The sequence below is a fragment of the Streptomyces sp. SCL15-4 genome (assembly GCF_033366695.1).
Lineage (GTDB): Bacteria > Actinomycetota > Actinomycetes > Streptomycetales > Streptomycetaceae > Streptomyces.
In genome coordinates, this window is the sequence record NZ_JAOBTQ010000001.1 from 5,331,745 (window position 1) to 5,356,372 (window position 24,628).

21 protein-coding genes and 1 tRNA gene are annotated in these 24,628 nt (G+C 74.9%); 11 read left to right on the forward strand and 11 right to left on the reverse strand.

Annotation, left to right across the window (positions count from 1 at the left end; translation table 11 throughout):
• Positions 1-90: 90 nt before the first annotated feature.
• Positions 91-1,044: a D-2-hydroxyacid dehydrogenase gene (locus SCK26_RS23895; protein WP_318203365.1), complete on the reverse strand. Its 954-nt coding sequence runs from the start codon at positions 1,042-1,044 to the stop codon at positions 91-93.
• Between the two features lie 202 nt (positions 1,045-1,246).
• On the opposite strand from SCK26_RS23895, the gene SCK26_RS23900 reads away from it, so the two are divergent.
• From SCK26_RS23900 to SCK26_RS23915, 4 genes are all read left to right on the forward strand, one after another.
• The gene (locus SCK26_RS23900) at positions 1,247-1,975 is read left to right on the forward strand and encodes a decarboxylase (RefSeq protein ID WP_318203366.1); all 729 of its coding nucleotides are present in this window, start codon (positions 1,247-1,249) and stop codon (positions 1,973-1,975) included.
• Between the two features lie 108 nt (positions 1,976-2,083).
• Positions 2,084-2,452 carry a hypothetical protein gene (locus SCK26_RS23905; protein ID WP_318203367.1) on the forward strand — a complete coding sequence of 123 codons (369 nt, stop codon included), beginning with the start codon at positions 2,084-2,086 and terminating at the stop codon, positions 2,450-2,452.
• A 122-nt stretch (positions 2,453-2,574) separates the two neighbouring features.
• Complete coding sequence (locus tag SCK26_RS23910; protein WP_318203368.1) at positions 2,575-3,156, forward strand: bifunctional DNA primase/polymerase; 582 nt, start codon at positions 2,575-2,577, stop codon at positions 3,154-3,156.
• A tRNA-Lys gene (locus SCK26_RS23915) sits at positions 3,147-3,220 on the forward strand. The genes SCK26_RS23910 and SCK26_RS23915 overlap by 10 nt, the downstream gene beginning before the upstream one ends.
• Before the next feature lie 76 nt (positions 3,221-3,296).
• Here the strand turns inward: SCK26_RS23915 and SCK26_RS23920 are convergent.
• A complete protein-coding gene (locus SCK26_RS23920; RefSeq protein ID WP_318203369.1) occupies positions 3,297-4,538 on the reverse strand; it encodes a M6 family metalloprotease domain-containing protein in 1,242 nt (413 codons plus the stop codon).
• A 321-nt stretch (positions 4,539-4,859) separates the two neighbouring features.
• Between SCK26_RS23920 and SCK26_RS23925 the strand changes: the two genes are divergently transcribed.
• Positions 4,860-6,665 (forward strand): bifunctional diguanylate cyclase/phosphodiesterase, encoded by a 1,806-nt coding sequence (locus SCK26_RS23925; protein ID WP_318203370.1) that lies wholly within the window; start codon positions 4,860-4,862, stop codon positions 6,663-6,665.
• Here the strand turns inward: SCK26_RS23925 and SCK26_RS23930 are convergent.
• From SCK26_RS23930 to SCK26_RS23950, 5 genes are all read right to left on the reverse strand, one after another.
• Positions 6,644-7,741 (reverse strand): LLM class flavin-dependent oxidoreductase, encoded by a 1,098-nt coding sequence (locus tag SCK26_RS23930; protein ID WP_318203371.1) that lies wholly within the window; start codon positions 7,739-7,741, stop codon positions 6,644-6,646. The genes SCK26_RS23925 and SCK26_RS23930 overlap by 22 nt on opposite strands.
• 89 nt (positions 7,742-7,830) lie before the next feature.
• Entirely contained in the window at positions 7,831-9,168 is a 1,338-nt protein-coding gene (locus SCK26_RS23935) for an AAA domain-containing protein (RefSeq protein WP_318203372.1), read from the reverse strand.
• Complete coding sequence (locus SCK26_RS23940; protein ID WP_318203373.1) at positions 9,165-10,754, reverse strand: hypothetical protein; 1,590 nt, start codon at positions 10,752-10,754, stop codon at positions 9,165-9,167. Before SCK26_RS23940 ends, SCK26_RS23935 begins: the two co-directional genes overlap by 4 nt.
• The gene (locus tag SCK26_RS23945) at positions 10,745-11,995 is read right to left on the reverse strand and encodes a hypothetical protein (protein WP_412080775.1); all 1,251 of its coding nucleotides are present in this window, start codon (positions 11,993-11,995) and stop codon (positions 10,745-10,747) included. Before SCK26_RS23945 ends, SCK26_RS23940 begins: the two co-directional genes overlap by 10 nt.
• Positions 11,892-12,836, reverse strand: a complete 945-nt coding sequence (locus SCK26_RS23950; protein WP_318203374.1) for a phosphatase PAP2 family protein — start codon at positions 12,834-12,836, stop codon at positions 11,892-11,894. Before SCK26_RS23950 ends, SCK26_RS23945 begins: the two co-directional genes overlap by 104 nt.
• A 243-nt stretch (positions 12,837-13,079) precedes the next feature.
• On the opposite strand from SCK26_RS23950, the gene SCK26_RS23955 reads away from it, so the two are divergent.
• Positions 13,080-13,676 carry a histidine phosphatase family protein gene (locus SCK26_RS23955; protein WP_318203375.1) on the forward strand — a complete coding sequence of 199 codons (597 nt, stop codon included), beginning with the start codon at positions 13,080-13,082 and terminating at the stop codon, positions 13,674-13,676.
• A 236-nt stretch (positions 13,677-13,912) separates the two neighbouring features.
• Here the strand turns inward: SCK26_RS23955 and SCK26_RS23960 are convergent, their stop codons facing one another.
• On the reverse strand, positions 13,913-15,373 hold the full coding sequence (locus tag SCK26_RS23960; RefSeq protein WP_318203376.1) for a hypothetical protein: 1,461 nt from the start codon (positions 15,371-15,373) through the stop codon (positions 13,913-13,915).
• Between the two features lie 273 nt (positions 15,374-15,646).
• On the opposite strand from SCK26_RS23960, the gene SCK26_RS23965 reads away from it, so the two are divergent.
• Both SCK26_RS23965 and SCK26_RS23970 read left to right on the forward strand, forming a co-directional pair.
• Entirely contained in the window at positions 15,647-16,057 is a 411-nt protein-coding gene (locus SCK26_RS23965) for a hypothetical protein (protein WP_318203377.1), read from the forward strand.
• Positions 16,058-16,153: 96 nt separating this feature from the next.
• Positions 16,154-17,017, forward strand: a complete 864-nt coding sequence (locus SCK26_RS23970; RefSeq protein ID WP_318203378.1) for a fused MFS/spermidine synthase — start codon at positions 16,154-16,156, stop codon at positions 17,015-17,017.
• An 85-nt stretch (positions 17,018-17,102) separates the two neighbouring features.
• On the opposite strand, the gene SCK26_RS23975 is transcribed toward SCK26_RS23970, so the two are convergent.
• The gene (locus SCK26_RS23975) at positions 17,103-17,642 is read right to left on the reverse strand and encodes a hypothetical protein (protein ID WP_318203379.1); all 540 of its coding nucleotides are present in this window, start codon (positions 17,640-17,642) and stop codon (positions 17,103-17,105) included.
• Positions 17,643-17,760: 118 nt separating this feature from the next.
• Here SCK26_RS23975 and SCK26_RS23980 point away from each other — a divergent pair, with 118 nt between their 5' ends.
• From SCK26_RS23980 to SCK26_RS23990, 3 genes are all read left to right on the forward strand, one after another.
• Positions 17,761-18,480, forward strand: coding sequence for a response regulator transcription factor (locus SCK26_RS23980; protein WP_318203380.1), 720 nt, complete (start codon positions 17,761-17,763; stop codon positions 18,478-18,480).
• Positions 18,477-19,880: a HAMP domain-containing sensor histidine kinase gene (locus tag SCK26_RS23985; protein WP_318203381.1), complete on the forward strand. Its 1,404-nt coding sequence runs from the start codon at positions 18,477-18,479 to the stop codon at positions 19,878-19,880. The genes SCK26_RS23980 and SCK26_RS23985 overlap by 4 nt, the downstream gene beginning before the upstream one ends.
• Before the next feature lie 110 nt (positions 19,881-19,990).
• On the forward strand, positions 19,991-21,436 hold the full coding sequence (locus SCK26_RS23990) for a cellulose binding domain-containing protein (protein ID WP_318203382.1): 1,446 nt from the start codon (positions 19,991-19,993) through the stop codon (positions 21,434-21,436).
• A 106-nt stretch (positions 21,437-21,542) separates the two neighbouring features.
• On the opposite strand, the gene SCK26_RS23995 is transcribed toward SCK26_RS23990, so the two are convergent.
• Positions 21,543-22,967: a GH1 family beta-glucosidase gene (locus SCK26_RS23995; protein WP_318203383.1), complete on the reverse strand. Its 1,425-nt coding sequence runs from the start codon at positions 22,965-22,967 to the stop codon at positions 21,543-21,545.
• Positions 22,968-23,101: 134 nt separating this feature from the next.
• Positions 23,102-24,151 carry a LacI family DNA-binding transcriptional regulator gene (locus tag SCK26_RS24000; RefSeq protein ID WP_318203384.1) on the reverse strand — a complete coding sequence of 350 codons (1,050 nt, stop codon included), beginning with the start codon at positions 24,149-24,151 and terminating at the stop codon, positions 23,102-23,104.
• Between the last annotated feature and the right edge of the window lie 477 nt (positions 24,152-24,628).

Below are 24,628 nucleotides of genomic sequence, written 5' to 3' on the forward strand. Positions count from 1 at the left end.
CGCGCCGCCGGCGGGCCCGCCGTGCCCGCTCCCGCGCCTGCCCGCACACCTCCGCCGGGCCGCCCTCCAAAGGTCCGGTGCCGGGGCCCGTCAGTGACCGGGCACGTAACCGCGCGTCTTGTCGACCACGTTCGGCAGGGTCCTGCCCGCCGCCCACCGCTCGTACAACTCCACGAACTGCGCGCTCAGTTCGTCACGCCACCCGAAGGTGTCCCCGCTCATGTGCGGGGACACGATCAGCCCCGGCAGCTCCCACAGCGGGCTGTCCCCGGGCAGCGGTTCGGCGGCGAACCCGTCCAGCGCCGCGCCCGCGATCCAGCGACTGCGGAGCGCCCGGGCGAGGGCCTCCTCGTCCACCAGCGCGCCCCGGCCGACGTTCACGAAGAACGCCGAGGGCTGCATCACTCCGAACCGGCGCGTGTCGAACATGCGGTACGTCCGGTCGGTCAGCGGAGCCGCCGCGATCACCCAGTCCGCGCGGGAGATCAGCCGGTCCAGGTCGTCCGGGCCGTGTATCCCGGTCCGCGGCCTCCGCCCGACCAGCGCCGTCGTCACCCCCAGCGCCTTCAGCGCCCGCACTATGGCCCGCCCGACCGGGCCCGAGCCGACCACGCACGCGTGCGTGCCCGCCACCCGCCGGGTCTCCCGGTGCCGCCAGGTCCGCTCCCGCTGGTCGGCCAGGGTGCGCGGCAGGTCCTTGGCGACCGCCAGCACCAGGGCCGCCACGTACTCGGCCACCGGCTGCTCGAAGATCCCGCGCGCGTTGGTCACCACCGTCCCGGACGCGGTCAGCTCCGGGCACATCAGATGGTCCACGCCGGCGCTCGCCGTGTGCACCCAGCGCGGCCGCGGACCGCCGCCCGGCCATGCCTCGCGCACCGCGTGCGAGGTGAAGTCCCACACCAGCAGCACATCCGCGGCCGGCAGCCGCTGCGCCAGACGCGCCGCGTCCGTGCGCACGATCCGGGCACGTCCGGTGAGCCGGCCGAGCCGGGGCGGCGGATCGGCGTCGAGAACCAGCACGGTGGGCGGCGACGGCGTCATGCGGGGCGGCTCCCGAAGGTCTGACCCGCGCGGACCGGGCACGGACCGACCACGCTCGCACCGGAACCCGGCGCCGTCAACACGGCCGTGCGCGGGTGTGGGCGGCGCCGCGCCGACGGGGTACCCGGAACGGGTGGGCCCCTGCCGGGCACGGCTGCCCGGGGGCGGCCCGCACTGCCGGAAACCATCAGGAAGGCTGGACATGACCGCACTCGGACTCCTCTACCCGGGCCACTCCGCCGAGGACGACTACCCACGCATCGAGCAGCTCCTGGGCAGCGACATCCGGGTGGACCTCGTCCACACCGGCCCCGGCGAGGACACGCACCGGGTGGCCGCGCCGCGCGAGCCGGGCTCCGCCGAGTTGCTCGCCGAGGGAGTCGAGGCGCTGCGGCTGGCCGGGGTCGAGACCGTGGTGTGGGCGGGCACCGGCGGCTTCACGCACGGCTGGGACGGCGCCCAGGAACAGGTGCGGACCCTCGCCCGGCTGGCCGGGATGCCGGCCTCCGCCACCTCCTTCGGCTTCGTCCACGCGGCCCTGGAGATGGGCGTACGCCGGGTCGCCGTCGGCACGGCCTGGCCCGAGGACGTCACCGGGCCGTTCGCGGACTTCCTGCGGGCCGGCGGCCTGGAGGTGACCGGCCTGCGCTCCTCGGGGGCCGCCTCTCCGGCCGAGGTCGCCGCCTGGGACGAGGAGGACGTGCTCACGCTGGCGCGCGCGGCCGACACCCCCGACGCCCAGGCCGTCCTGCTGCCGGACACCGCCCTGCACACCGCCGCCCACCTGGGCCTGCTGGAGAAGGCCCTCTCCAAGCCGGTCCTCACCGCCAGCCAGGTCACGGTCTGGGAAGGGCTCAGGCTGGCGGACCGCCGGGTGAACGCGCCGACCCTGGGCAGCCTGTTCACCCGGGAGCCGCTGGTGCAGGCATAGGGCCTGTCTCCCCGTCGTACGGCGTACGGCCCCTTGCGCGGGCGCGGGACAATGGACGGTGGCCCACCCGAAGGCGGTGCCGTCGAACCGTACGAGGAGGAGACAGACATGGCGGAGCCCACGCCGCGTCGCAACGAACCGCGGCTACGCCCCGCGCCCCTGCTCTTCGAGCCCGCGGAGGCGGCCCGCGACCCCGAGCACTTCTTCGACCTGGAGTCGATCGAGGATCCGCGGGAACTGCTGTCCCGGGCCACGGAGCTGGCCCAGGCGTTCCGCGCGGCGGCCGACCGGGCCGTGGAGTTCCAGGCCGTCGCGGCGGCCCAGCTCGCCGACCCGCGCCGGTTCGACCGGCTGACCCCGGCGGACATCGCCGCACGGGCGGAGTGGACCGAGGACTATGCCAGGAAGATGGTCGAGTTCGGGCGGGACCTGATGCGCGGGGAGGGCGAGGGGCGGACGTCCGCCGAGTCCTTGTAGGGCTCCGCGGGGGAGGCCGGGGGCATATGCCGGGCGGGCAAGATACTCCTTCCCGGTCGTCCTGTCCCGATTTTCCGCAACACAGCGGAACCGCCCACTGACAGGCTGTACACCTGGCTGTCATGACGACCAGTGCCCCGAACGTCACCTGTGTCGGCCCCGGCGCCGTCGCCTGGCTCGCCTCGGCGGGAGCCCATCCGCGCAGCACCCTCGCGCTGTGGCGGGAGCGCCCGGACGCCCCGGTGGTGCTGCCCTGCGGCACCGTCTTCGACGTGGTCAGTGCCCCGGTGGTGTTCGGGCGCCGCATGCTGGACCGGCTGTGGGGCGCGGGGTCGCGGCCGGGTCCGGTCGCGGTGTTCCGGGGCCGGACGCTGCTCTTCGCCGCTCCCGGCACCGCTCAGCGGCTGCCCTCCCTGCTGGCCTGGGAGGAGTGGGGCTCGCGGCGGGCGCGGGCGGTGCCGCCGCTGCTGTGCCACGGCCCGGGCGACGCCGTGACCGTGCCGCCCCTGGCCCCGCCGAGCTGCGACGACACCCCCGGCGCCGCCCGCTGGCTGGTCGCCCCGGACGGCCGGCATCCGTGGCTGCCGGGCCCGGAGGTGCTGCTCTGGGCCGCCGTCGGGGCCGCCCGGTCCGCCGCCCGGCCGTCGATTTCTCCTCATCGCGACCAGGGTGCTAATGTCTACGACGTCAGCAGGCGCCGCTAGCTCAGTTGGTTAGAGCAGCTGACTCTTAATCAGCGGGTCCGGGGTTCGAGTCCCTGGCGGCGCACGCGAAAAAGGCAGCGGGCCGAATTCGAAAGAATTCGGCCCGCTGCCTTCGTATACGATCCCGTGCCGCGCGCTCCTCAGCCGCGCACCCCCGGCGTGATCGTCACTGTCCACGCACCCGACGCCGTCCTCCCCTCCGCCTCCACCCGGACGCCCTCCCCGGGCACGGTGAAGCTCTCGCCGAGGAAGACCGGGGCGTCGGCGAGCGGCGGATAGACCGAGTTCTCCCAGCAGGCCTCGGTGTCCGGGTGGGCGTCCACCACCCGCACCGGGCCGTCGCCGGACGCGGCGCCGCCGCGCACCCGGTAGACCAGGATGCCCTGCCGGCAGGCCGCGCGGTCGGCACCGGCCGGGCCGCGCGCCTCGAAGGCGAGGGCGCTGTCCGGGCCCGTGCGCACCACGGCCAGTTTGACGCCGTGCCCGAGGCCGAAGGCGGCCCCCGCGGGGCCCGGCCCGGCGGACAGCGGCTCCAGGGTGAGCCGGGCCGGCGCGGCACCGCGCACGCACACCACCTGGCGCGGGTCCAGCCAGCCCAGCCGCCACTTGTGCCAGCCGAGCAGATCCGGCGCCAGCCCGAACTGGCTGCCCATCAGGTCCCAGTCGCCGACGTGGGTGTCCCAGTCGCCCTTGCCGTCGGCCGGGCGGTGGTAGAGGTCGGGCAGGTCGAAGACGTGGCCCGTCTCGTGCGCGAGGACCAGTCGGTCCGGCGGGTGGTGCTCGAAGACGGTGACGACCCGGCGGACGTCGGTGCCGTCCGCCCGCAGGGGCGTGTCGAGGTTCACCACCTTCGTGGCGTCCGAGTCGACACCGGGCGCGTCCGGGTCGGCGATCAGATAGACGACCTGGTAGCGCGAGAAGTCGACCTCCCGGTCGGCCACGGCGAACGCGTCGCGCAGATACGCGGCCCGGTCCTCGGCGTCCCAGTCCCGCCGCATGGCGTACGACGTCGACGGGCGCGGCATGCGCAGCCAGCGCTTCAGCGGGTGCGCGCGCAGGGTGGTCTTGCCGTAGGAGGACTGCGCGTAGAAGCGGCTGGTCGCGGGGAAGTGGTCGGCCGTCAGCTCGGCCGGGGTGGTGCGCGGGGCGGAATCGGGGAAGGACAGGAAGACCAGCAGTGCGTCGAGGGTGCCGGCCGGGCGGGGATAGCCGGCGTTCCAGGTGTCCACGCCCTCCGAGTGGTGGGCCTCGGTGCGGTGCAGCGCGCAGGGGGCCGTGGAGAAGGGCTCGGCCGCCGAGGGGCCGGTGAGGATCGAGGTCGCGGCGAGCGCCGACATCGTGGTGAACACGGCCGCGGTGCTGCGCAGCTTGGGCACGGACATGACCTCCGGGTGTGGTTCGCGGGACCCGCACCCAGATTGCTGGTATTCATTGGTTTATGCCCTGTTTGTCTGCACCAGAAGGGTGAGTGCGCCCCCGTTGGGCGCCGGCGCGCACCGGCGCTCGCTATCCCGAAACATTCACGGAACGTCACAACTTGTCGGAGGGCTGAAGAAGCTGCCCAGGTGCGGGCAGAAACGATCTGTCAGAACCTGTGCTCCGTCCGGGACACTGGACATCGGCTGGAAGGGCCCGGGGCCAGCCTCTATGATCGGCACACTTTCCGGCACGGACAGAGATCGAGTGCACTGCGGGAGCGAGCGGTGAGCGGAACGTCCGAAGGGCCGACGCCCGCGGCAGACCTCGACCGGTCAGCCGTCACAGACAGTCACCACACCACCTACCACCGTGTCTTCGCGACCGCCCCGCTCGCCATGGCGGTCGTGGCCCCCGAGGGACGCGTCGTCACCGCCAACACCGCCCTCGGCGAGCTGCTCGGCATCGACGCGGACACGGTCGTCGGGCGGGCCGCCGCCGACCTCGTCGACCTGGCCGCGGACCCCCGCACCCGGCACGCCTACCAGGAGGTGCTGAACGGCCGGCAGACCCGGCTGCGCTGCACCCGCCGGCTCAAGCAGCCCGGCGGGCACTCGGTGTGGGCGCAGATCACCGTGGCCCCGCTGAGCGACGGCGAGCCCGGCGCCCTGCTGTCGGTCACCGACATCAGCGCCCGCCGCGAACTCCAGGCGCAGCTACGGCACTTGCAGATGCACGATCCGGTGACCCGGCTGCCCAACCGCACGCTGTTCTTCGAGCGGCTGACGGCCGCGCTGGAGGCGGAGCCGTACGAACAGGGCGGCACCGGCCGGATCGGCCTGTGCTATCTGGACCTCGACGGCTTCAAGGCGGTCAACGACACCCTCGGCCACCGCGTCGGCGACCGGCTCCTTTCGGCCGTGGCCGAACGCCTGACCCGGATCGCCGACGAGGCCGGCTACGCCCGCACCGCCACCCCCCTGGTGGCCCGGCTCGGCGGTGACGAGTTCGCCCTGCTGGTGGAGGACTCCACCGGCACCGAACAGCTCGCCGACCTCGCCGAGTCCGCGCTGCGCGCCCTGGAGGAACCCTTCGACCTGGCCGGACAGCGGCTGTCGCTGACCGCGTCCATCGGCGTCGTCGAACGGCACGCCGCGGGCACCACGGCCACGGGGCTGATGCAGGCCGCCGATACGACGCTGTACTGGGCGAAGGCCGACGGCAAGGGCCGCTGGACCCTGTTCGACCCCGAGCGAAACGCCCACCGCATGACCCGGCAGGCCCTGTCCTCCACCCTCCGCCCCGCCATCGAACGCGGAGAGTTCGCCCTCGAGTACCAGCCGCTGGTGGCCATGGAGGACGGCCGGCTCAACGGCGTCGAGGCGCTGATCCGCTGGCACCACCCGCAGTTCGGCACGCTCACGCCGAATCGGTTCATCGGACTGGCCGAGGAGGACGGCTCGATCGTGCAGCTCGGCCGCTGGGCGCTGACCACCGCCTGCCGGCAGGCCCGCCGCTGGCAGCTCGACCGTCCCGGCGAACCGCCCATCTTCGTCAGCGTCAACGTGGCCGTGCGGCAGGTGTGGGACTCCGACCTGGTGGCCGACGTCGCCTCGACCCTCGCCGAGACCGGGCTCGCGCCGCACCTGCTCCAGCTGGAGCTGACCGAGTCCGCGGTGATGGGCTCGGCGGGCCGCCCGCTCCAGGCCCTGCAGGCGCTCAGCGACATGGGGGTGCGCATCGCCATCGACGACTTCGGCACCGGCTACTCCAACCTCGCCTACCTGAGCCGTCTTCCGGTCTCCACGCTGAAGCTGGACGGCTCCTTCGTCCGGGGCTTCCAGTACGAGGAGGCCGCCAGGGACGCCATGCCGAACCCGGCCGACGAGGTCGTCGTGGAGGCGATGATCCAGCTCGCCCACCGGCTCGGCCTCACGGTCACCGCGGAGTGCGTGGAGACCTCGGCCCAGGCCAGCCGGCTGCGCCGGATCGGCTGCGACACCGGGCAGGGCTGGCTGTACTCCCGCCCGGTGCCGCCGGATCGTATCTCCGAGCTGCTCGGGGCGCGGACCTACGCGGTCGGCAATCCGTAGGCGTCCGCGATCAGTTCGTAGGAGCGCAGCCGCACCTCGCCGCGGTGCGCGTGCGAGGTGAGCATCAGCTCGTCGGCGCCGGTGCGCTTGCGCAGGCCGTCCAGGCCGACGCGGACCTCGTCCGCCGTGCCGTGCACGACGTTCGCCGTCCAGGAGGTGATGAACTCCTCCTCCATCGCGCCGAGTTCGTACCCCTCGGCCTCCGCCGGGTCGGGGAACAGGCCCGGCCGGCCGGTGCGCAGCCGGAGCATGTTCAGCGCCATCGCCCGGGTCTGCCGGCGGGCCTCGCGCTCGTCGTCCGTGGCGAGCGCGGAGACGCCGATGAGGGCGTACGGCTCGGCCAGGACGGCGGACGGCCTGAAGGTCTCCCGGTACAGGTCCAGCGCCGGGATGGTGTTCTGCGCGGAGAAGTGGTGCGCGAACGCGAACGGCAGACCGAGCAGACCGGCCAGCCGGGCGCTGAACCCGGAGGACCCGAGCAGCCAGACGGGCGGCCGGTGCGGGGACTGCACCCCGCCGGGCGAGGTGCCCTGCACGGGACCCGGGATCGCGTGGATGCGCCGGTACGGGTGCCCGTCCGGGAAATCGTCGTCCAGGAACCGGGTCAGCTCGGCGAGCTGCTGCGGGAAGTCGTCGGCGCCCTCGTTCAGGGTGTCGCTGCGGCGCAGGGCCGCGGCGGTGGCGCCGTCCGTGCCCGGCGCCCGGCCGAGCCCGAGGTCGATCCGGCCCGGCGCGAGCGCCTCCAGCGTGCCGAACTGCTCCGCGATCACCAGCGGGGCGTGGTTGGGCAGCATGACACCGCCCGAGCCGAGCCGGATGCGGTCGGTGTGGGCGGCGAGGTGGGCGAGGATCACGGCGGGGGAGGAGGAGGCCACGCCGGGCATGGAGTGGTGCTCGGCGACCCAGTACCGGTGGAAGCCGCGGGACTCCGTGAGCCGGGCGAGCGCGACACTGGTGCGCAGGGCGTCGGTGGCGGTACTGCCCGCGCCGACCGTCGCCAGGTCCAGCACGGAGAGGGGCACGGGTGCGTCGCCGCGCCTGACACCCCTGATCTCGTCTACCTCGTCTGCCGCCACGGTATGGCCTCCTGTCTCCGAGCGCTGCGCTGTCCTCGGGGCCCTAACAGGAGAAGGTCCCCGTTTATTCCGCCCGGGCACGCCTTCCCTCAGGGCCGCCAGACCACCCGGTGTTCGGCCAGGTGGGACAGCACCGCGTGGTTGGCCTCCCAGCCGTCGGGAAACTTCACCAGCGTGCCCAGCCGGACCGGTTCCGTGGCCGGGTAGTCGTCCAGGAGGGCGGGGACGCCGGCCCGGCAGACCATGATGCAGGCGTGGCGGTGCCGGGAGGCCAGGACGCACAGGCGGCCCGTCTCCAGGTGGAACGCCGTGGCGTCGGGGCGGCCGGAGAGCGGGTGCAGGACGACCGTCACGTCGTACTCCCGGCCCTGGAGCCGGTTCGCGGTGTCGACCGTGACGTCCCGGACGCCCAGCTCGGCCAGGGCCGCCCGGACCGCCGCCGCCTGGTCGCGGTGGGCCGTGCCCACGGCGACGCGGCCGGCGGTCAGCGGCGTGGGGTCCGGGGAGCGTTCCGAGGTCGCCGCGCCGCCCCGGTCCAGGAGGCGGCGGACCACCATCGCCACCGCCCGCACCGCCTCCGGGTCCGTGCGCGGAGTGTGCCGGGCGGGCAGCTCCAGCAGGCCCCAGCCGGACTCCGCGGCCTCGTCGATCACCCGGTCCGGTCCGGAGCCGTCCGAGGGCACGGCGAAGGCGAGCCGGCGGTCGCCGTGGGCCGTGCCGCTGCGGAACGGCGTGTACGGGTAGAACGCGTCCGAGACCAGCGGCGCCGCCGAGGCCGGCAGCCGCCAGGAGACCGGCAGCCGGTGCTGGGGCAGGCCCGGGTTGTGCGCCAGCAGCGTGGTGACCGCCGACGCCGACGGATCGTACGACAGGCCCGCCCACTGCTCACCGGCCACGATGGAGAACGGATCGAGCTGGCCCGGGTCGCCGACGAACAGCGCCCGTTCGAACAGGCCGGCCACGGCGAGCAGGGAGTCGGAGCGCATCTGGTACGCCTCGTCCACGATCGCGTGCCGCCACGGCTCGTCCACCTTCACGTGCGCCCACTTCGCGGCGGTGGACAGCACGACCGGCAGTCCGGTCAGCTCGGCCGCCTTCGCCGACGTACGCACCTGCGGCAGATCGTCCAGCGCCTTGTCGTAGGCGTCGGCGTCGCTGCTGTGCAGCCGTCCGACGGGCAGCTCCGGGTTCTTCTCGGCCAGGCGCAGGACCAGGTCGTCGACCTGGGCGTTCGTCTGCGCCACCACCATCAGCGGGCGGCCCGCCGCGGCGAGTTCCAGGGCCGCGCGGACCACCAGCGTCGACTTGCCGGCGCCCGGCGGGGAGTCCACCACCACACCCCGTTCGGTGCCGTGCAGCGTGTCGTGCAGGATCGCCTCGGTGGCGCGGCCGGCCGCGGTGCCGGGATCGACGTCGACGGTGGTCACAACACGTCCTCCTCGGTGACGGGATCGGGGGCTTCCGGCGCCGCCTCGCCCGGCGGGCCGCCGTGCGTCCACGGGGTCTCCTCCGGGTCGGGCAGCTTCGCGCCGCCGCGCTGCTCGTGCTCGAACAGCGTGAAGCACACCCGGTCGCCCTTCTCCGGCACCGAACCGGGCTCGGGCTCCTTGCCCCGACCCATCCGGTCCAGGACGCGCAGGGTCAGCACGCCGTCGGCCTCGGACCCGACGAACTCCGCCGACTGCGGCCTGCCGTCCAGCGAGCGGTACACCCGCGCCCGCTCCGCCAGGTGCGGCCGGTCGTCCGTGCGGACCGTCACCAGCGGGCGCGGGCTCGGCCGCCTGCCCTCGCCGTACGCCATCACCACATCGGTCACCTCGCCCGCGAACGCCTCTCCGGCCAGCCGCCGCCCGGCCATCACCAGCGGATCGTCCAGCGCCTCCTGCGCCTCCAGCCGGGCCTGCTCCCGCTCCCGCGTGGCCAGCTTGTTCGCCGCCGTCACCGCGTCGTCCCGGCGCGGCTGCGGCGGCTCGCCGGCCCGCACCCGGTCCCGGTGCGCCGTGAACGACCAGCGGTCCCTGAGCCAGCGACCCTCCACGTGCGCGCCCGCCGGCAGCGCCCGCAGCAGGTCCAGGCCCCGCCACACCGCGTCCCAGGTGGGCCGGGTACGGCTCTCCACCAGGTCGCGGATCTCCCGCTCGGTCCGGGTGAGCGCGGCCAGCCGGGCGTCGGCCTCCAGCGGGTCCTCGGCGGCGGCCAGCGCGGTCCGCGCCCGGTCGTAACGCTCGATCGCCGGGGCCAGCAGCCGGTTGTCGAACGCCGGGTCGGTGGCGGGACCGGCCGGCGGGCACAGCAGCTGGCCGTCGGCGTCCCGGGCGAGTTCGGCCCGGCGGGCGGCCTCGGCGCCGGACGCCTCCGCCGGAGGGTCGATCCAGGCGAGCAGCGCGCCCAGGTGCTCGTCCTCCAGCCCGGACTGGCCGGTCGCCCAGTGCCGGGACAGCACCTCGGTCAGGGCCAGCAGCAGCGACGAGCCGGGGACCCGGGACCGCTCGCCGTAATGGGTCAGCCAGCGGCCGAGCAGCGGCACCCGCGGCGGCGCCGGATAGGGCGCGTCCGGGTCCTGGTCGGCGGTGCGCCGGAACCGCATCGAGCGGCCCAGCAGCCGTACGAAGTCCAGGCCGGTGCGGCTCGGCACGATCAGCTGGGGGGCGTCGGCGCACAGTTCGGCCGCCACCTTGACCCGCTTGCCGGTCTCCGGGTCGGTCTCGGTGCGCTCGGCCGCCTCCACGGCGTCCGCGTACGACTCCAGGTACGGCAGCACGATGTCGGCCAGGTCGGCGAGGAACGCGAAGCGCAGATCGCGGTCCCGGGGCTGCGGTACGACCAGCAGCCGGGGCGCGTCCCGGTCGGTGCCGACCAGCGCCCCGAGCGGGGCGCCGGTCTCGCCGGCGGTGGTCAGCGGCACGAACACCAGCGGACGGCCGGACAGGTGCCGGTGCCGGACCGTCGCCACCGGCTGGGCCCGGCCGCTGTCGACGGCCTCCAGCCGGGCGAGGGCGGTGATCAGGGACACGCGGTCACCTCCCCGGCGTTCTCCGGTGACGCGCCGGCCGCCCGGAGCGCCTCCGCCCGCGCCGCCGCCGTCTCGGCGGCCGTCCGCAGGGCCTCCGCGCGCAGGGCCGCCGCGCGCCGCAGGGCCGCCACCGCCGGGTCGGCCGCCTCGCCGCTCGCGCCGCGGGCGGCGGACAGCACCTCCGCCACGGTGGCCAGGCCGCCCAGCTCGGCCCGCAGGGGCCGGCCGAGGCGGGTGACCGCGCCGGTCTCCCGGGCCCGGTCCCGGCAGTGGAAGGCCAGTTCGCAGGTGGACAGGCACTCCGGGGCGTAGGCCGCCGGCACCGCCTCCACGGCCGCCGTCAGCTCCTCGGCGGGCCGGTCGGGCGCGAAGCAGGTGTTCTCGGGCAGCGTCTCGGTGATCTCCTCGATCCGGGTGAGCCGGGCGAGCTGGCGCGCGGTGACCGCACGCTGCCTGCGCACGTCCACGGCGGAGCCCGCGGGCAGGTTGGAGAAGTCCCTCGGGCACACCAGCAGCACCCGGTGGCGCACCTCGGGCACGGGGTCGAGACGGGCGGCGACCTCCTCCAGCGCCAGCACGTACACCGCCGCCTGCCGGGCCGCCGCGCCCACCTTCGCCGGGTCCGCGGCGCCGTCCACCATCGGGAAGGACTTGATCTCCACCACCGACCAGCTGCCGTCCGGGTGCACCACCACCGCGTCCGGCTCCAGGAAGGCGAGCGAACCCGCCACGTCCAGGGCGAGCATCGGATGGTCCAGCAGCGTCCAGCCGCCCGCGCGCGTGGCCTCGCGCAGCGCCAGCGCCGTACGCGCCGTACGCCCCTCGGGGCCGTGCGCGGCCAGGTCGGGCACGGCCGCGCCGGCGGGCGGCTCGGCCCCCGGGTCGAGCCGGGCGTGCGCCAGCCGCAGCAGCTCCGCGCCGCCGTCCGCCTTCACCCGCGCCTCGAACGCGTTGCCTCTGGTCAGCGCGAACTGCGACTGCCCGAAACCGGACGGCGCGCCCAGCGCGGTCGCCAGCCGGGCCTTGTCCACCCCGGCGCCGTCCAGGACCGCCCGCCGGGCACACCCCGGGTTCGCGGCGAGCGCCGCGAGGGCGCGCGCGTCCAGGGCCTTGGCCGGGGTGCCGGGACCGCGCAGCTCAGCGAGCCGGTGCCGGAGTCCCTTCGCCCGCGTCGGCGGCGGGGGCGTCCGGTCCGGCCGCGGGGTCGAGCCGCGACTCGCGCTGCCGTGGAATTCGCTCACCCGCCGAAGTCTGGCATCCGGCACCGACAATCGGGGAGCCCGTGCCCGTCGCGGCCGGTGCGACGGGGCGCGCCGGCCGGGTGCGGACCCGGTCCACGGCCCGCATCAGGGCCGGTGCCAGCAGGAGACCGGCGCCCATCACGGCGACACCGGCGACCGCGTCCAGGAAGTAGTGGTTGGCGGTGCCCATGACCACGATCGCGGTCAGCAGCGGGTAGGCGACCCCGAGGACCTTCGTCAGGCGCGTGCCGCCGTGGCGCCACAGCATCACCCCGCACCACAGCGCCCAGCCCACGTGCAGGCTCGGCATCGCCGCGTACTGGTTGGTCATGCCGCCCATGCCGCGCGGGGCGCTGGCCTCGCCGCCCCACCAGCCGTACGAGCTGTACTGCGCCATGGTGTCCACGAAGCCGTGGCCGGCGTCGAGCAGCCGGGGCGGGCAGGTCGGCAGCAGGGTGAAGCCGATCAGGCCGATGAAGGTGGACGCGAGCAGCCAGGTGCGGGCCGCCCGGTAGTGCGCGGCCCGCGCGCGGAAGAGCCACACCAGGACGGCGGGCGTGACCAGGTAGTGCAGCGAGGCGTACCAGAAGTCGGCCGGCACCCCGAGCCACGCCTCGTGGGTGAACAGCCGGTTCAGCGGGTGCTCGGCGTTGAGGTGCAGGGCCTTCTCGATGCGCAGGATCGCCAGGCCGTGGTCGACGGCGCCGGCGACGTCACCGCGCGCGAGGAGCCGGCCGGCCGAGTAGCAGCCGTAGACCAGCAGGATCAGCGGCAGCTCGGTCCACCAGCGCGGCCGGGAACGGAGGGCCACCTCGGTGCCCGGTGTCTCGGTCTGCGGCAATCCGATCGCCCTCCCCCTTCTGCTGTGTGCGCTGCGCCCCGGCGGGCGACCGTGCCACTTTACGGTGTCCCCACCGCGCCCATCAGGGGCCCGTCGGACACGCCTGGCAGGCGTCCGGCACTGGAAGACGCCGGGACCGCCCGCAGGGTTGCCTGTCCGCGCGGTGAGCGATGATGGAGGGACCGAAAACACTCGCAGATTCCGTGGCGTCCCGGGGCGTCACCCCGTCCGGAGAGGTCTCCCATGGCACCGCGCATCCTGCTGGCCCGGCACGGACAGACGGCCTGGTCGCTGTCCGGCAAGCACACCGGCAGGACCGATGTGCCGTTGCTGGAGGAGGGCCGGCACGGGGCCAAGCTGCTCGGCGAGCGGCTGCACCGCGCTCCGCTGGACGGGCTGGCGGACGCGGAGATACGCACCAGCCCGCTCTCCCGCGCGCGCGAGACGTGCGAACTCGCCGGGTTCGGCGAGCGGGCCGAGCGCTGGGACACGCTCATGGAGTGGGACTACGGCGCGTACGAGGGCATGACCCCGGCCGAGATCCAGGCGGTCCGGCCGGGCTGGCTGATCTGGCGGGACGGGGTCCCGCGGGGCGAGTCCGTCGCCGAGGTCACCGCGCGCGCGGACGAGGTGGTCGCCTGGGCGCGCTCGGCCGACCGCGACGTGCTGGTCTTCGCCCACGGGCACATCCTGCGCTCGATCGGGGCCCGGTGGCTCGGGCTGCCGCTGGACTTCGCGGCCCGCATCCGTCTGAACCCCACGTCCCTGTCCGTCCTGGGCTGGGCGTACGGCGAGCCGGCCATCGAGAACTGGAACGACGTGGGGCACCTGAGCGGGTGAGCGGGGCACGGGTGCCGGGTGCCGGGTGACCGGGTGATCCGCGCCGGGGCGGCGCGGGTGCGCGGCTCCGGCGGGTGGGTCCTGCCGGGCCGGGCGTGCGCGGGCGACGGGGCGTGTTCCGGCCGTGGGCCGGTGACCTGTCCGGGGCCGCGGGGCGGCGCGGGTGTGCGGCTCCGGCGGGTGGGTCCTGGCGGGGCGCGGGTGCGCCGCGCCGTGTCCCGCTCGCGGATCGGCGCCTACGCCGGCCCTCCGGCCCGTTGCGGCTTCGGCCCCTTGTACGACGCGTGGCGGTCCAGGAACTCCGACACCCCCGACGCCCGCCGGTGCGGCAGCAGTACCCGTGCCGTCCCGGCCAGCATCCCCTGGACGCGGGAGGACTGGACCTGGTCCAGCAGCGCGAGCACCCGCAGCCCGGCCTCCGCCGCCTCGTCGGGACGGCCCTCGCGGGCGAGGTCGTCGGCCAGCTCGGCGGTGTAGAGCGCGATGTTGCGGGTGAAGTGCGGGTCCTGCAACCGCGTGGCGCGCCGCGCCTGCCGGGCCGCCCGCCGCCAGTCGCCCAGCGTGGACCAGCACTGCGCCTCCAGTCCCGCCAGCTCGGCCTCGCCGTAGAAGCTCATCCACTCCGGGTCGGCGTCCGCACGGCCCCGCGCGAACAGGGCCTGCGCGCGGCCCAGCGCCCGCTCGCAGCCGGTGCGGTCGGCGAGCCCCGCCCAGCCGCCCGCCTCGCGCAGCGCCAGCAGGGACGACAGCCGGGCCGAGCCGAGCGGTCGCGCGGCGCGCTGCGCGGCCTGCGCGGCCCGGACCGCCTCCCGGGGGCGGCCCGCGTCCCGGGCGAGGAACGCGGTGTTGCAGAAGGCGTGCGCCTCCAGCCCCGGGTCCCCGGTCATCCGGGCGGTGGCCAGCGCCTCGGCGTAGTGCGAGCGCGCGTCGTCGAAGCGGCCGGAGTCATGGGCCAGCCAGCCGACGGAGATGGCGAGTTCCCCGGCGCCCGCGTGCAGCCGGTCGGCGGTGGTCTGCCGGGTGGCACCGGCGTCGAGCAGTGCGTAGGCGGCGCGCAGCGGGGCCGCCGCGCGCCGGTACAGGCCGTCCGCGCCGTGCCGGTCGTCGAGCAGCCGGATGCGGCGGACGGCCTCCTCCAGGGCCATCGCCTCGGACGTCCCGGCGCGCCGAGCCGGGACGTCCGCCGCAGCGGAGGTGGTCAGTCCCAGCGGGACCAGGCCGGCGGCGGCCGCCGCGGCGCCTGAGCCGGTCATGAATGCGCGACGCAGCACGTCGCTCTCCTCGGGGTTCGGGGGTTCGTTCTGCCAGGTTTCCTGCGTGTCGTACGGCTCGACGGGCCCCGGCGACTCACCGGGCGCCTGTCCCGGGGCGGGTCCGCGCGGCGCCGCCGGGGCCGTGCGCGCCGCCCGGCCGCGGACGGACGAACGGGGCACGAAGCCCAGGTCGGTGAGCGTGCGGCCGGGGAACATGTGCAGGAACACCCGTTCGTAGGCGTAGTTGGGGCAGCGGATCTCGCCCGCCTCGACGCGGCCGATGTAGCGCGCGTCACAGCTCACCCGCTCGCCGATCTCACGCGCGGCCCGTCGTACCAGCGCGGCGAACTCGGCCGGGGAGCGCACGCCCCGCAGCCGCCGGAAGGCGAGGTTCGGCCGGGGCGGCCGGTCGGGCTGTGACGAGGTCGCCGTTGACGACGCCATGGCCGGGTCCTCTCGTGCGAACCGTCGAACCGTGCCGGGACCGGGGCGGTTCGGGGCGGTTCCGGGACGGACCGCCCGAGTGACGCGCTGGTTCCGGCGGGCATGAACGTACCTGCTGTGCGGGGTCCGCCACGCGGTGTTTGACCACAAATCGGATATCTCACGCGCGATCTGCCAAGAAGTGCCATCCTTTGCGGCGCACTTGGGCCGTAGCCGTTGACGCGTTCGCGCGTTGTACCCCGTGGACCGCAACAGGGCTGTGTGGAGGCCGGCATGGAGACCAGCCAGAGCAACGAACCTTGTACGCCGCCGTCGTCGTCCGCGCCCGCCGCGGACGACCCGGCATGCGACCTCGTGACGGTACCGGCCCGGCAGGGGCTGGAGGCGGTCGACATCCTGCGGCGCGGTGCCGCGGAGGCCGTGGGACCCGTCCTGCACGACGACGACTGCGGCACCCTCGGCTTCCTGGTGCCGGCCGGTACGGCGGCCGGCTGGGACGTGCCGGGCAGCACCTGCACCGAGACGGACGGGCGCGGACTGCGGCTGGACCCCGGGCCGCCGGTGGCCGGCTCGGACTGGCTGCTGCCTCCCGGCGAGGCCGACCTCGCCACGGACCCGGCGATCCTGCGCCGGGCCCTGGGGGAGGCGGCACGGGTGATCGAGGCGGCGGACAAGTGCTGCTGAGGAGGCGCACGCGCCGGCACCGCCCGCCGCTGCCCTGAGCACCGGCGGACGGCTGCCGCTGCCGTGCTCCTCTCCGGCACCTGCGAAAATAGGAGGATGGGCAGGTCCAGGAACACCCGGCGCAGGCCGGCCGCCGCCGTCGAGGAACCGGTCGACGGCGGGCTCGCGCAGCTCGTCCCCGACCCCGATCGCGCCCGGGCCTGGACGCTGCTGATCGACGGGGCACCCCAGTCGCACGTCGACCTGGACGACCCGGCGTACCTCTCCTTCGAGTACCAGCGGCGCCTCGGCCATGTCATCGACCTGGCCGCCCCGCCCGGCAGGCCCGTGCACGCCGTGCACCTCGGCGGCGGCGCCTTCACCCTCGCGAGGTACGTCGCCGCGACCCGGCCCCGCTCCACCCAGCAGGTCGTGGAACGTGACGCGAGCCTGGTCCGGCTGGTCCGCCGCGAACTGCCGCTGGACGCCAGCGCGCGCGTCCGGGTGCGCGCGGTGGACGCCCGGGAGGGCCTGGCCAAGGTGCCGGACGGCTGGGCCGACCTGGTCGTCGCCGACGTGTTCAGCGGCGCCCGCACCCCGGCCCACCTCACCTCCACCGAGTTCCTCGACGAGGTCCGCCGCGCCCTGAAGCCCTCCGGCCTCTACGCGGCCAACCTCGCCGACGGCCCGCCGCTCGCCCATCTGCGCGGCCAGATCGCCACCGCCGCCGCCCGGTTCGGCGAACTCGCGCTGATCGCCGACGCGGCCGTGCTGCGCGGCAAGCGCTTCGGCAACGCGATCCTGGTCGCCGCCGACGTCCCGCTGCCGCTCGCCGAACTCACCCGCCGCGCCGCCTCCGACCCGCACCCGGCCCGGGTCGAACACGGCCGGGCGCTCACCGACTTCACCGGCGGCGCGGCGCCCGTGACGGACGAGGCCGCGGTCGCCTCCCCCGCCCCGCCACCGTCGGTGTTCCACTAGAACGGACCGGCCGGGCCGCGGTTCCGGCGGGACGGGGGGCGACCTTGCCGCGCCGCCGTCCCGCCGGCGCGGCAAGGTCACGGCCTCAGTAGGTGCCGACCTCCACGCGCGGCGGTCCGTCGTGCCAGGTGCAGAACACCGACACCCGGTCCGCGCCCCTGCTGAACTCCACCCGGATCCAGCTCGCCGTCTTCCACACCTGCATCGACCAGCCGGTCCCCGGGGTCGCCGAGACGAGCGTGGCGTCGGCCGGGCCGAGGTCGAACACCGCCCGGCCGCCGTCGGTGGCGTAGGACCGGACCCGGCCGGAGGCGGTCGCGGAGGCGGTGGGGGACGGGGTCCGGGCCGGGGCCGGAGTGTGCGTGGGCGTGTGCGCCGGGGCCGGCCGGTCCGGCTCCTTCGACGACGACGACGGCGACGGCGACGGCGGGGCCGGGGACGCGGAGGGCTCCGGCGGTGTGGGAGTCGCGTCCCGGACCGACGCGTCGGCCGCCGGGAGGGACAGGGCGCGCGGTGGTTCGTACGCCGTGCCGGCCAGCACCGTGTGCACGCCCCACCAGGACAGCGTGACCGCGGCTCCCGTCGCGGACAGCCAGGCCAGTAGGTGTACGAGTCCTCTGCGCATCGGCGCCATACTGCCTCACCGGTCACATCCGTCACACCGGTGACGGGGAGTTGTCCACAAGTGCCGGGTTGTCCACAGGCTCCGGACGGGTCCGACCGCATGGCGTACGGTGCGGCGCATGGCAAGTGTGCTCGTGGTCGAGGACGACCAGTTCGTACGCTCGGCGCTCATCCGGCAGTTGACCGACGCCGCCCACACGGTGCGCAGCGTCGGCACGGCACTGGAGGCGCTGCGCGAGGTCGCCCATTTCCGCTTCGACGTGGTCGTCCTGGACCTCGGACTGCCCGACCTGGACGGCTCCGAGGCCCTGAAGATGCTCCGTGGCGTCACCGACGTGCCGGTCATCGTCGCCACCGCCCGGGACGACGAGACCGAGATCGTCCGGCTGCTCAACGCCGGGGCGGACGACTATCTGACCAAGCCGTTCTCCGTCGAGCACCTGTGCGCCCGGATGGCCGCCGTGCTGCGCCGGGCCCGCTCCGGCGGCGCGGAGGTGCCGCCCTCGTCCGTGCTCCGGGTCGGCGGCCTGACCGTCGACCCGCTGCGCCGCCAGGCCGGGCTGGACGGCGTCCGGCTCGACCTCACCCGCCGCGAGTTCGACCTGCTCGCCTTCCTCGCCGCCCGGCCCGGTGTCGTCGTGGCGCGCCGGGAACTCCTCGCCGAGGTCTGGCGGCAGTCCTACGGCGACGACCAGACCATCGACGTCCATCTGTCCTGGCTGCGCCGCAAGCTGGGCGAGACGGCCGCCCGCCCGCGCTATCTGCACACCCTCCGAGGCGTCGGCGTCAAACTCGAACCCCCCGCTTCCCACCCCTCCTCGGGCGGCGGGCCGCGATGAGGTGGGCCCTGGTCAAGGTCTGTCTCGCGGTGACCACGATGGTCGTCGTCGCCTTCGCCGTCCCGCTCGGCCTGGTCGTCAAGGAGACGGCCCGCGACCGCGCCTTCTCCAACGCCGAGCGGGAGGCCGCCGCGGTCGCGCCCGCGCTGTCCATCACCACCGACCGGGACCAGCTGGAGCGGGTCGTGGCCTCGGCCGGGGCCGGCTCCCGGATGGCCGTCCACCTGCCCGCCGACGGCGGCCGGCCCGCGCTGGACCTGGGCCGGCGGCGCGCCGCCGCCCGGGACGTCCGGGCCGTGCGCCGACTCGGCCGCGCCTCCACCGCCGCCGTGCCCGGCGGCTCCACCCTGCTCCAGCCGGTCGCCCTCGGCTCCGGCGCGATCGCGGTGGTCGAGGTGTACGTCCCCGAGTCCGAGATGACCAACGGCGTCGGCACGGCCTGGGCGGTGCTCGCCGCCGTCGGCCTGGCGCTGATCGCCGGCTCGGTCGCCGTCGCCGACCGGCTCGGCGTGCGCATGGTGCGACCCGCGCGACGGCTGGTGGAGGGCGCGCGCGAGCTGGGCGAGGGCAAGCTGGGCGCCCGGGTGCCGGAGGACGGGCCGACCGAACTCAGGCTGGCCGCCAGCGCCTTCAACGCCATGGCCGACCAGGTCGTGCGGCTCCTCGCCAACGAACGCGAGCTGGCGGCCGACCTCTCGCACCGGCTGCGCACCCCGCTCACCGTGCTCCGGCTGAACGCGGCCTCCCTCGGCGGCGGACCCGCCGCCGAGCAGACCCGGGCCGCCGTCGCCCAGTTGGAGCGCGAGGTCGACACCATCATCCGCACCGCCCGGGAGGCCAAGCCGCAGACCGCCGCCCCCGGACCCGGCGCCGGCTGCGACGCGGCCGAAGTGGTGCGTGAACGCATGGAGTTCTGGTCCGCGCTGGCCGAGGACGAGGGCCGCAAGTGGCGGGTGGCCGGGGTGGACCGGCCGGTGCGCCTGCCCGTGGCCCGCGCCGACCTGGCCGCCGCCCTCGACGCCCTGCTCGGTAACGTCTTCCGGCACACCGCCGAGGGCACCGCCTTCGCGGTAGACGTGCACAACGGCGAGGACGCGGTGATCGTGCTCGTCTCCGACGCGGGCCCCGGCATACCCGACCCGGAGGCGGCGATGGCCCGCGGCCGGGGCTCGGGACACACCGGCTCCACCGGACTCGGCCTGGACATCGTCCGCCGGCTCGCCGAGTCCACCGGCGGCGACGTACGCATCGGCGCCTCGGTGCTGGGCGGCACGGAGGTGCGGATCCGGTTCCAGCCGTCCGGAAGAGGGCCGGTGGGCCGAGGACCGCGGCGCGCCGTGCGCAGACGCCGGCCGGGCAGAAGGACCGTCGCCTTTAACCGTCCCCGATCCCTTCCTTAAGCGCACCCTAAGGACCGCGGCGCAAGCCCCGAACAGGCGGTTTGTCCCTTCCCGGCTCGCTAGCGTGCTGCCGCACCCCACCCCCGTGAACAGCGAAGGCAGGCACGCGCATGAGCACGCACCGGCGCAGGATCAGTGGCAGGAACAAGGCGATAGGCGGCCTGCTGGCCGCGGCCGTGATCGGCGGCGGCGCGGTCCTGCTCACCGGCACCGCCAGCGCGGCCGGGGTGAACGCCGCGTACACCAGGACCAGCGACTGGTCCACGGGCTACACCGCCCAGTACGTCGTCACCAACACCACCGGGCAGACCGAGAAGACCTGGACGCTGGAGTTCGACCTGACCGCGGGCGCCACGCTCTCCTCCCTCTGGAACGGCGAGTCGAGCGTCAGCGGCCGGCACGTCACCGTGAAGCCGGCCGCCTGGGACACCACCGGGCTGGCCCCGGGCAAGTCGGTGACCGTCGGCTTCGTGGTCAACGGCGGCGGCGACCCCACCGGCTGCCGCATCGACGGAGCCCAGTGCGCCGCGGACGGCGGCGCCACCCCCGAGCCCAGCGGCCGTCCCACCCAGACCACCCCGGCCCCCACCCCCACCAAGACGAGCACGCCCACCCAGACCCCCGCCCCCACCCCCACCCAGAGCACCGGCACCGGCACCGCCGACACCGCCGGCTTCGCGCCCTACGTCGACACCTCCCTCTACCCGGCCTTCGACCTGCTCGGCGCGGCCGACGCCACCGGGGTGAAGAACTACAACCTCGCCTTCGTCACCGACGGCGGCGGCTGCACCCCGAAGTGGGGCGGGGTCACGGACCTGACCGCGGACGCCGTGGCCGCGCAGATCGGCGCGCTGCGCGCCAAGGGCGGTGACGTCCGGGTCTCCTTCGGCGGTGCCTCCGGCTCCGAGCTGGCCACCACCTGCTCCTCCGCGGACGCGCTCGCGACGGCGTACGGCAAGGCGGTCGACGCGTTCAAGCTGACCAAGGTGGACTTCGACGTCGAGGGCGGCGCGCTGCCCGACAAGGCGGCCAACACCCGCCGCGCCCAGGCCGTCGCCAAGCTCCAGGCGCGCCATCCCGGCCTGGACGTCTCCTTCACCCTCCCGGTGATGCCCGAGGGCCTCACCCAGGACGGCGTCGGCCTCCTCGCCGACGCCAAGGCCAACGGCGTGAAGATCACCACCGTCAACATCATGGCGATGGACTACGGCGCCTCGTACAGCGGTGACATGGGCGGTTACGCCGAGCAGGCCGCGACCGCCACCCAGGCCCAGGTCAAGAGCGTGCTCGGGCTGTCCGACGCCGCCGCCTGGAAGGCCGTCGCCGTCACCCCGATGATCGGCGTCAACGACGTCTCCTCCGAGGTGTTCAAGGTCGAGGACGCCACCCAGCTGGTGGACTTCGCCAAGGCCAAGGGCCTCGGCTGGCTGTCCATGTGGTCCGCGACCCGGGACAAGAGCTGCGCGGGCGGCCCCAAGCCCTCCGCCGACCCCGTGTGCAGCTCCCTCACCCAGGACCCCTACGCCTTCTCGAAGGCGTTCGGCGCCTACAGGTGACCCGACCCGTCACGCGGAACCCGGGCCCAGGCCCGGACATCCGGCGCTCCCACCGGGAATGACGAAGGGCGCGGCCCACCCCCCACGACAGGCCGCGCCCTCCGGGCTAGACGGCCGGCACCGGCGGCAGCGCTCCCGTGCGGGCCGCCTCGCCGTACCAGTGGGCGCTGGACTTCGGCGTCCGCTCCAGCGTCGCGTAGTCCACGTAGACCGCGCCGAACCGCTTGCCGTAGCCGTACGCCCACTCGAAGTTGTCCATCAGGGACCACAGGTAGTAGCCGCGCACATCGGCGCCGTCGGCCAGGGCGCGGCGCACCTCCGACAGATGGCCGTGCAGATAGGCGATGCGCTCGGGATCGTGCACCCGGCCGTCCGGGTCGGGCTTGTCGTCGTAGGCCGCGCCGTTCTCGGTGATGTACAGCGGCAGGCCCGGCGCCTCGCGCGTGTAGCGCATGATCAGGTCGTACAGGCCCGTCGGATCGATGGTCCAGCCCATCTCCGTGCGCTCGCCCGGCGTCTGGTGGAACAGGATGTCGTCGGCGCACGGCCAGGGGGAGTGCTCGCTGGAGCCGTGGCCGTCCGGGCGGGGGCCCTTGATCTCGCCGGGCGCGGCGGAGACCAGCGCCGGTGTGTAGTAGTTCAGGCCCAGCGCGTCCAGCGGCGCGTTGATCGTGCGCAGGTCGGTGTCCAGGACGTGACTCCAGTCCGTCACCGAGCGCGTGGCCTGAAGCAGCGACTCCGGGTACGCACCGTGCAGCATCGGACCGTGGAAGACCCCGTTGGCCAGATCGTCGATGCGGCGGGCGGCGGCCAGGTCGGCCGGGTCCTGGCTGAGCGGGCGCACCACCGAGGAGTTGAGGCTGATCCCGATCCGGTTGCCGGCCGGCATCGCCGCCCGCAGCGCCGACACGGCCAGTCCGTGCCCGAGGTTCAGATGGTGCGCGGCGCGCAGGGAGGCCGCCGGGTCGGTACGGCCGGGCGCGTGCACCCCGGAGCCGTAGCCCAGGAAGGCGCTGCACCAGGGCTCGTTGAGGGTGATCCACTGCTCCACCCGGTCGCCCAGCGCCTCACCGACCAGCCGCGCGTACTCGGCGAAGCGGAACGCGGTGTCCCGCTCCGGCCAGCCGCCCGCGTCCTCCAGCTCCTGCGGGAGGTCCCAGTGGTAGAGCGTGAGCGCCGGCTTGATGCCGTGCTCCAGCAGCTCGTCCACCAGCCGGCGGTAGAAGTCCAGGCCGCGCTGGACCGCCGGACCCCGGCCCGTCGGCTGCACCCGGGGCCAGGACACGGAGAAGCGGTACGCGGTCAGGCCCAGCTCCGCCATCAGCGCCACGTCGTCGCGGTAGCGGTGATAGTGGTCGACCGCGATGTCCCCGGTCTCGCCGCCGGCCGTGCGGCCCGGTGTGTGGCTGAAGGTGTCCCAGATCGACGGGGTGCGGCCGTCCTCCCCCACCGCCCCCTCGATCTGGTACGCCGAGGTCGCGGCGCCCCAGAGGAAGGCGGGCGGAAAGGTCTTCGTCATCGGTTCGGGCATGGAGGCTCTCCCAGGGGTCGAGTGCCTGCATTATGCATGGGAGCGCTCCCACGATGGAAGGGGGACGGGCGACGGGGTGTCGGGAAAGGGGGGCGTGCGGTGGCGTGCCGGGGCGTGCGGAGTGCGCACCTGCGTCAGGCCGACTCCCGCACCACCAGCTCGGTCGGCAGCACCACCCCGCGCCGGCACATGCCGTGCTGGGCGATCTCCTCCAGCAGCAGGGTCGCCATCGTGCGGCCCATCTCCGCCAGCGGCTGGCGGACGCTGGTCAGCGGCGGGTCGATGTGCCGGGCCACGATGGAGTCGTCGAAGCCGACCAGCGCCACGTCTCCCGGGATCCGGCGGCCCGCCGCGCGCAGTTCCTGCACCGCGCCCGAGGCCATCACGTCCGAGGCCGCGAACACGGCATCGAGGTCCGGGCGCCGGCGCAGCAGTTCCCGCATGGCCGCGCGTCCGCCCTGCTCGGTGAAGTCACCGGCCGCCACCAGCTCCTGCGTGACGGCGACCCCGGCGTCCCGCAGCGCGTCCCGGTAGCCGTCGAGCCGGGCCCGCGCCGCGTCCATGTCCAGCGGGCCGGTGATGGTGGCGACGGTCCGCCGGCCGCCCGCGAGCAGGTGCCGCACGGCGAGCCGGGCCCCGCCCCGGTTGTCCGCGCGGACATGGCCGAGCCGCTCCGTCTCGCCCCGGCGTCCGGCCAGCACGGTCGGCACGGCCAGCTCCGCGAGCCGGTCGGGCAGGGTGTCCTCGGCGTGCACCGCCATCAGCAGCACGCCGTCCACCCGTTGCGCGGCCAGATAGCCGGCCAGCCGGCCGTACTCGGTCTCGTCGCCCGTGAGGACCAGCAGCAACTGCAGCCCCGCGCTGGAGAGTCCGGCGGACACGCCCAGGATGATCTCCGAGAAGTACGGCTCGGCGAAGAGCCGGCTCTCGGCGTCGGGCACGACCAGCGCGACCGAGTCCGTGCGGCGGGTGGCCAGGGAGCGGGCGGCGCGGTTGGGGACGTAGCCGAGTTCCGCGATCGCCCGCTCGACGGCCGCCCGGGAGTGGTCGCTGACCTTGGGGGAGCCGTTGATGACCCGGGAGACCGTGCCGCGCCCCACGCCGGCCCGGGCGGCCACGGCGTTCAGGGTCGGTCGCCGGACGTCCGCCGTCCGGTACGGCTGCGGCTGTTCGGCAGGACTCATCGTTCACCTTCCGGCGGTCCGGGGGAGGGGCGCTTCATTCTGGCCCAGGAATTCCGGCGGCCGTCCCACGCCGGCGGGCGGATGTCCGGAAGGAGGGATTGACCCGCCGGTGACCTGGATCGACGCTGGACCGGACAGCCGGACGGCGGGCCCGTCGCGCCAGGCGGGGCGACACGTTCCCGTGACGTGCGGAACACGCTTGCGCAACAACGCCGACTTCAAGTCTTGACACCCGGCCCGCCACCAACGAGTCTTCCGGCATGCCGCGTGGGAGCGGTCCCACGGGGTGACCGGGGCTCTCTTCCGTTCGGACAAAACCACCCATGGCCTTCCCCTCTGACCTGCATGGCACAGCGTTGACCAGCACCTTTCCACCGCACACCGCGTGCTGTTGGCTAGCCGCTGCTCACACCGAGAGGGCAGGTTGGGACCGCCCGGCCCGGCGGTCCGAATCCTGAGGTCCCGTTCCCACTGGAA

Coding starts and splice junctions, on each gene's coding strand:
- SCK26_RS23895 (WP_318203365.1), bottom strand. CDS start 1,044: ATGACGCCGTCGCCGCCCACCGTGCTGGTTCTCGACGCCGATCCGCCG.
- SCK26_RS23900 (WP_318203366.1), top strand. CDS start 1,247: ATGACCGCACTCGGACTCCTCTACCCGGGCCACTCCGCCGAGGACGAC.
- SCK26_RS23905 (WP_318203367.1), top strand. CDS start 2,084: ATGGCGGAGCCCACGCCGCGTCGCAACGAACCGCGGCTACGCCCCGCG.
- SCK26_RS23910 (WP_318203368.1), top strand. CDS start 2,575: ATGACGACCAGTGCCCCGAACGTCACCTGTGTCGGCCCCGGCGCCGTC.
- SCK26_RS23920 (WP_318203369.1), bottom strand. CDS start 4,538: ATGTCCGTGCCCAAGCTGCGCAGCACCGCGGCCGTGTTCACCACGATG.
- SCK26_RS23955 (WP_318203375.1), top strand. CDS start 13,080: ATGGCACCGCGCATCCTGCTGGCCCGGCACGGACAGACGGCCTGGTCG.
- SCK26_RS23960 (WP_318203376.1), bottom strand. CDS start 15,373: ATGGCGTCGTCAACGGCGACCTCGTCACAGCCCGACCGGCCGCCCCGG.
- SCK26_RS23965 (WP_318203377.1), top strand. CDS start 15,647: ATGGAGACCAGCCAGAGCAACGAACCTTGTACGCCGCCGTCGTCGTCC.
- SCK26_RS23970 (WP_318203378.1), top strand. CDS start 16,154: ATGGGCAGGTCCAGGAACACCCGGCGCAGGCCGGCCGCCGCCGTCGAG.
- SCK26_RS23975 (WP_318203379.1), bottom strand. CDS start 17,642: ATGCGCAGAGGACTCGTACACCTACTGGCCTGGCTGTCCGCGACGGGA.
- SCK26_RS23980 (WP_318203380.1), top strand. CDS start 17,761: ATGGCAAGTGTGCTCGTGGTCGAGGACGACCAGTTCGTACGCTCGGCG.
- SCK26_RS23985 (WP_318203381.1), top strand. CDS start 18,477: ATGAGGTGGGCCCTGGTCAAGGTCTGTCTCGCGGTGACCACGATGGTC.
- SCK26_RS23990 (WP_318203382.1), top strand. CDS start 19,991: ATGAGCACGCACCGGCGCAGGATCAGTGGCAGGAACAAGGCGATAGGC.
- SCK26_RS23995 (WP_318203383.1), bottom strand. CDS start 22,967: ATGCCCGAACCGATGACGAAGACCTTTCCGCCCGCCTTCCTCTGGGGC.
- SCK26_RS24000 (WP_318203384.1), bottom strand. CDS start 24,151: ATGAGTCCTGCCGAACAGCCGCAGCCGTACCGGACGGCGGACGTCCGG.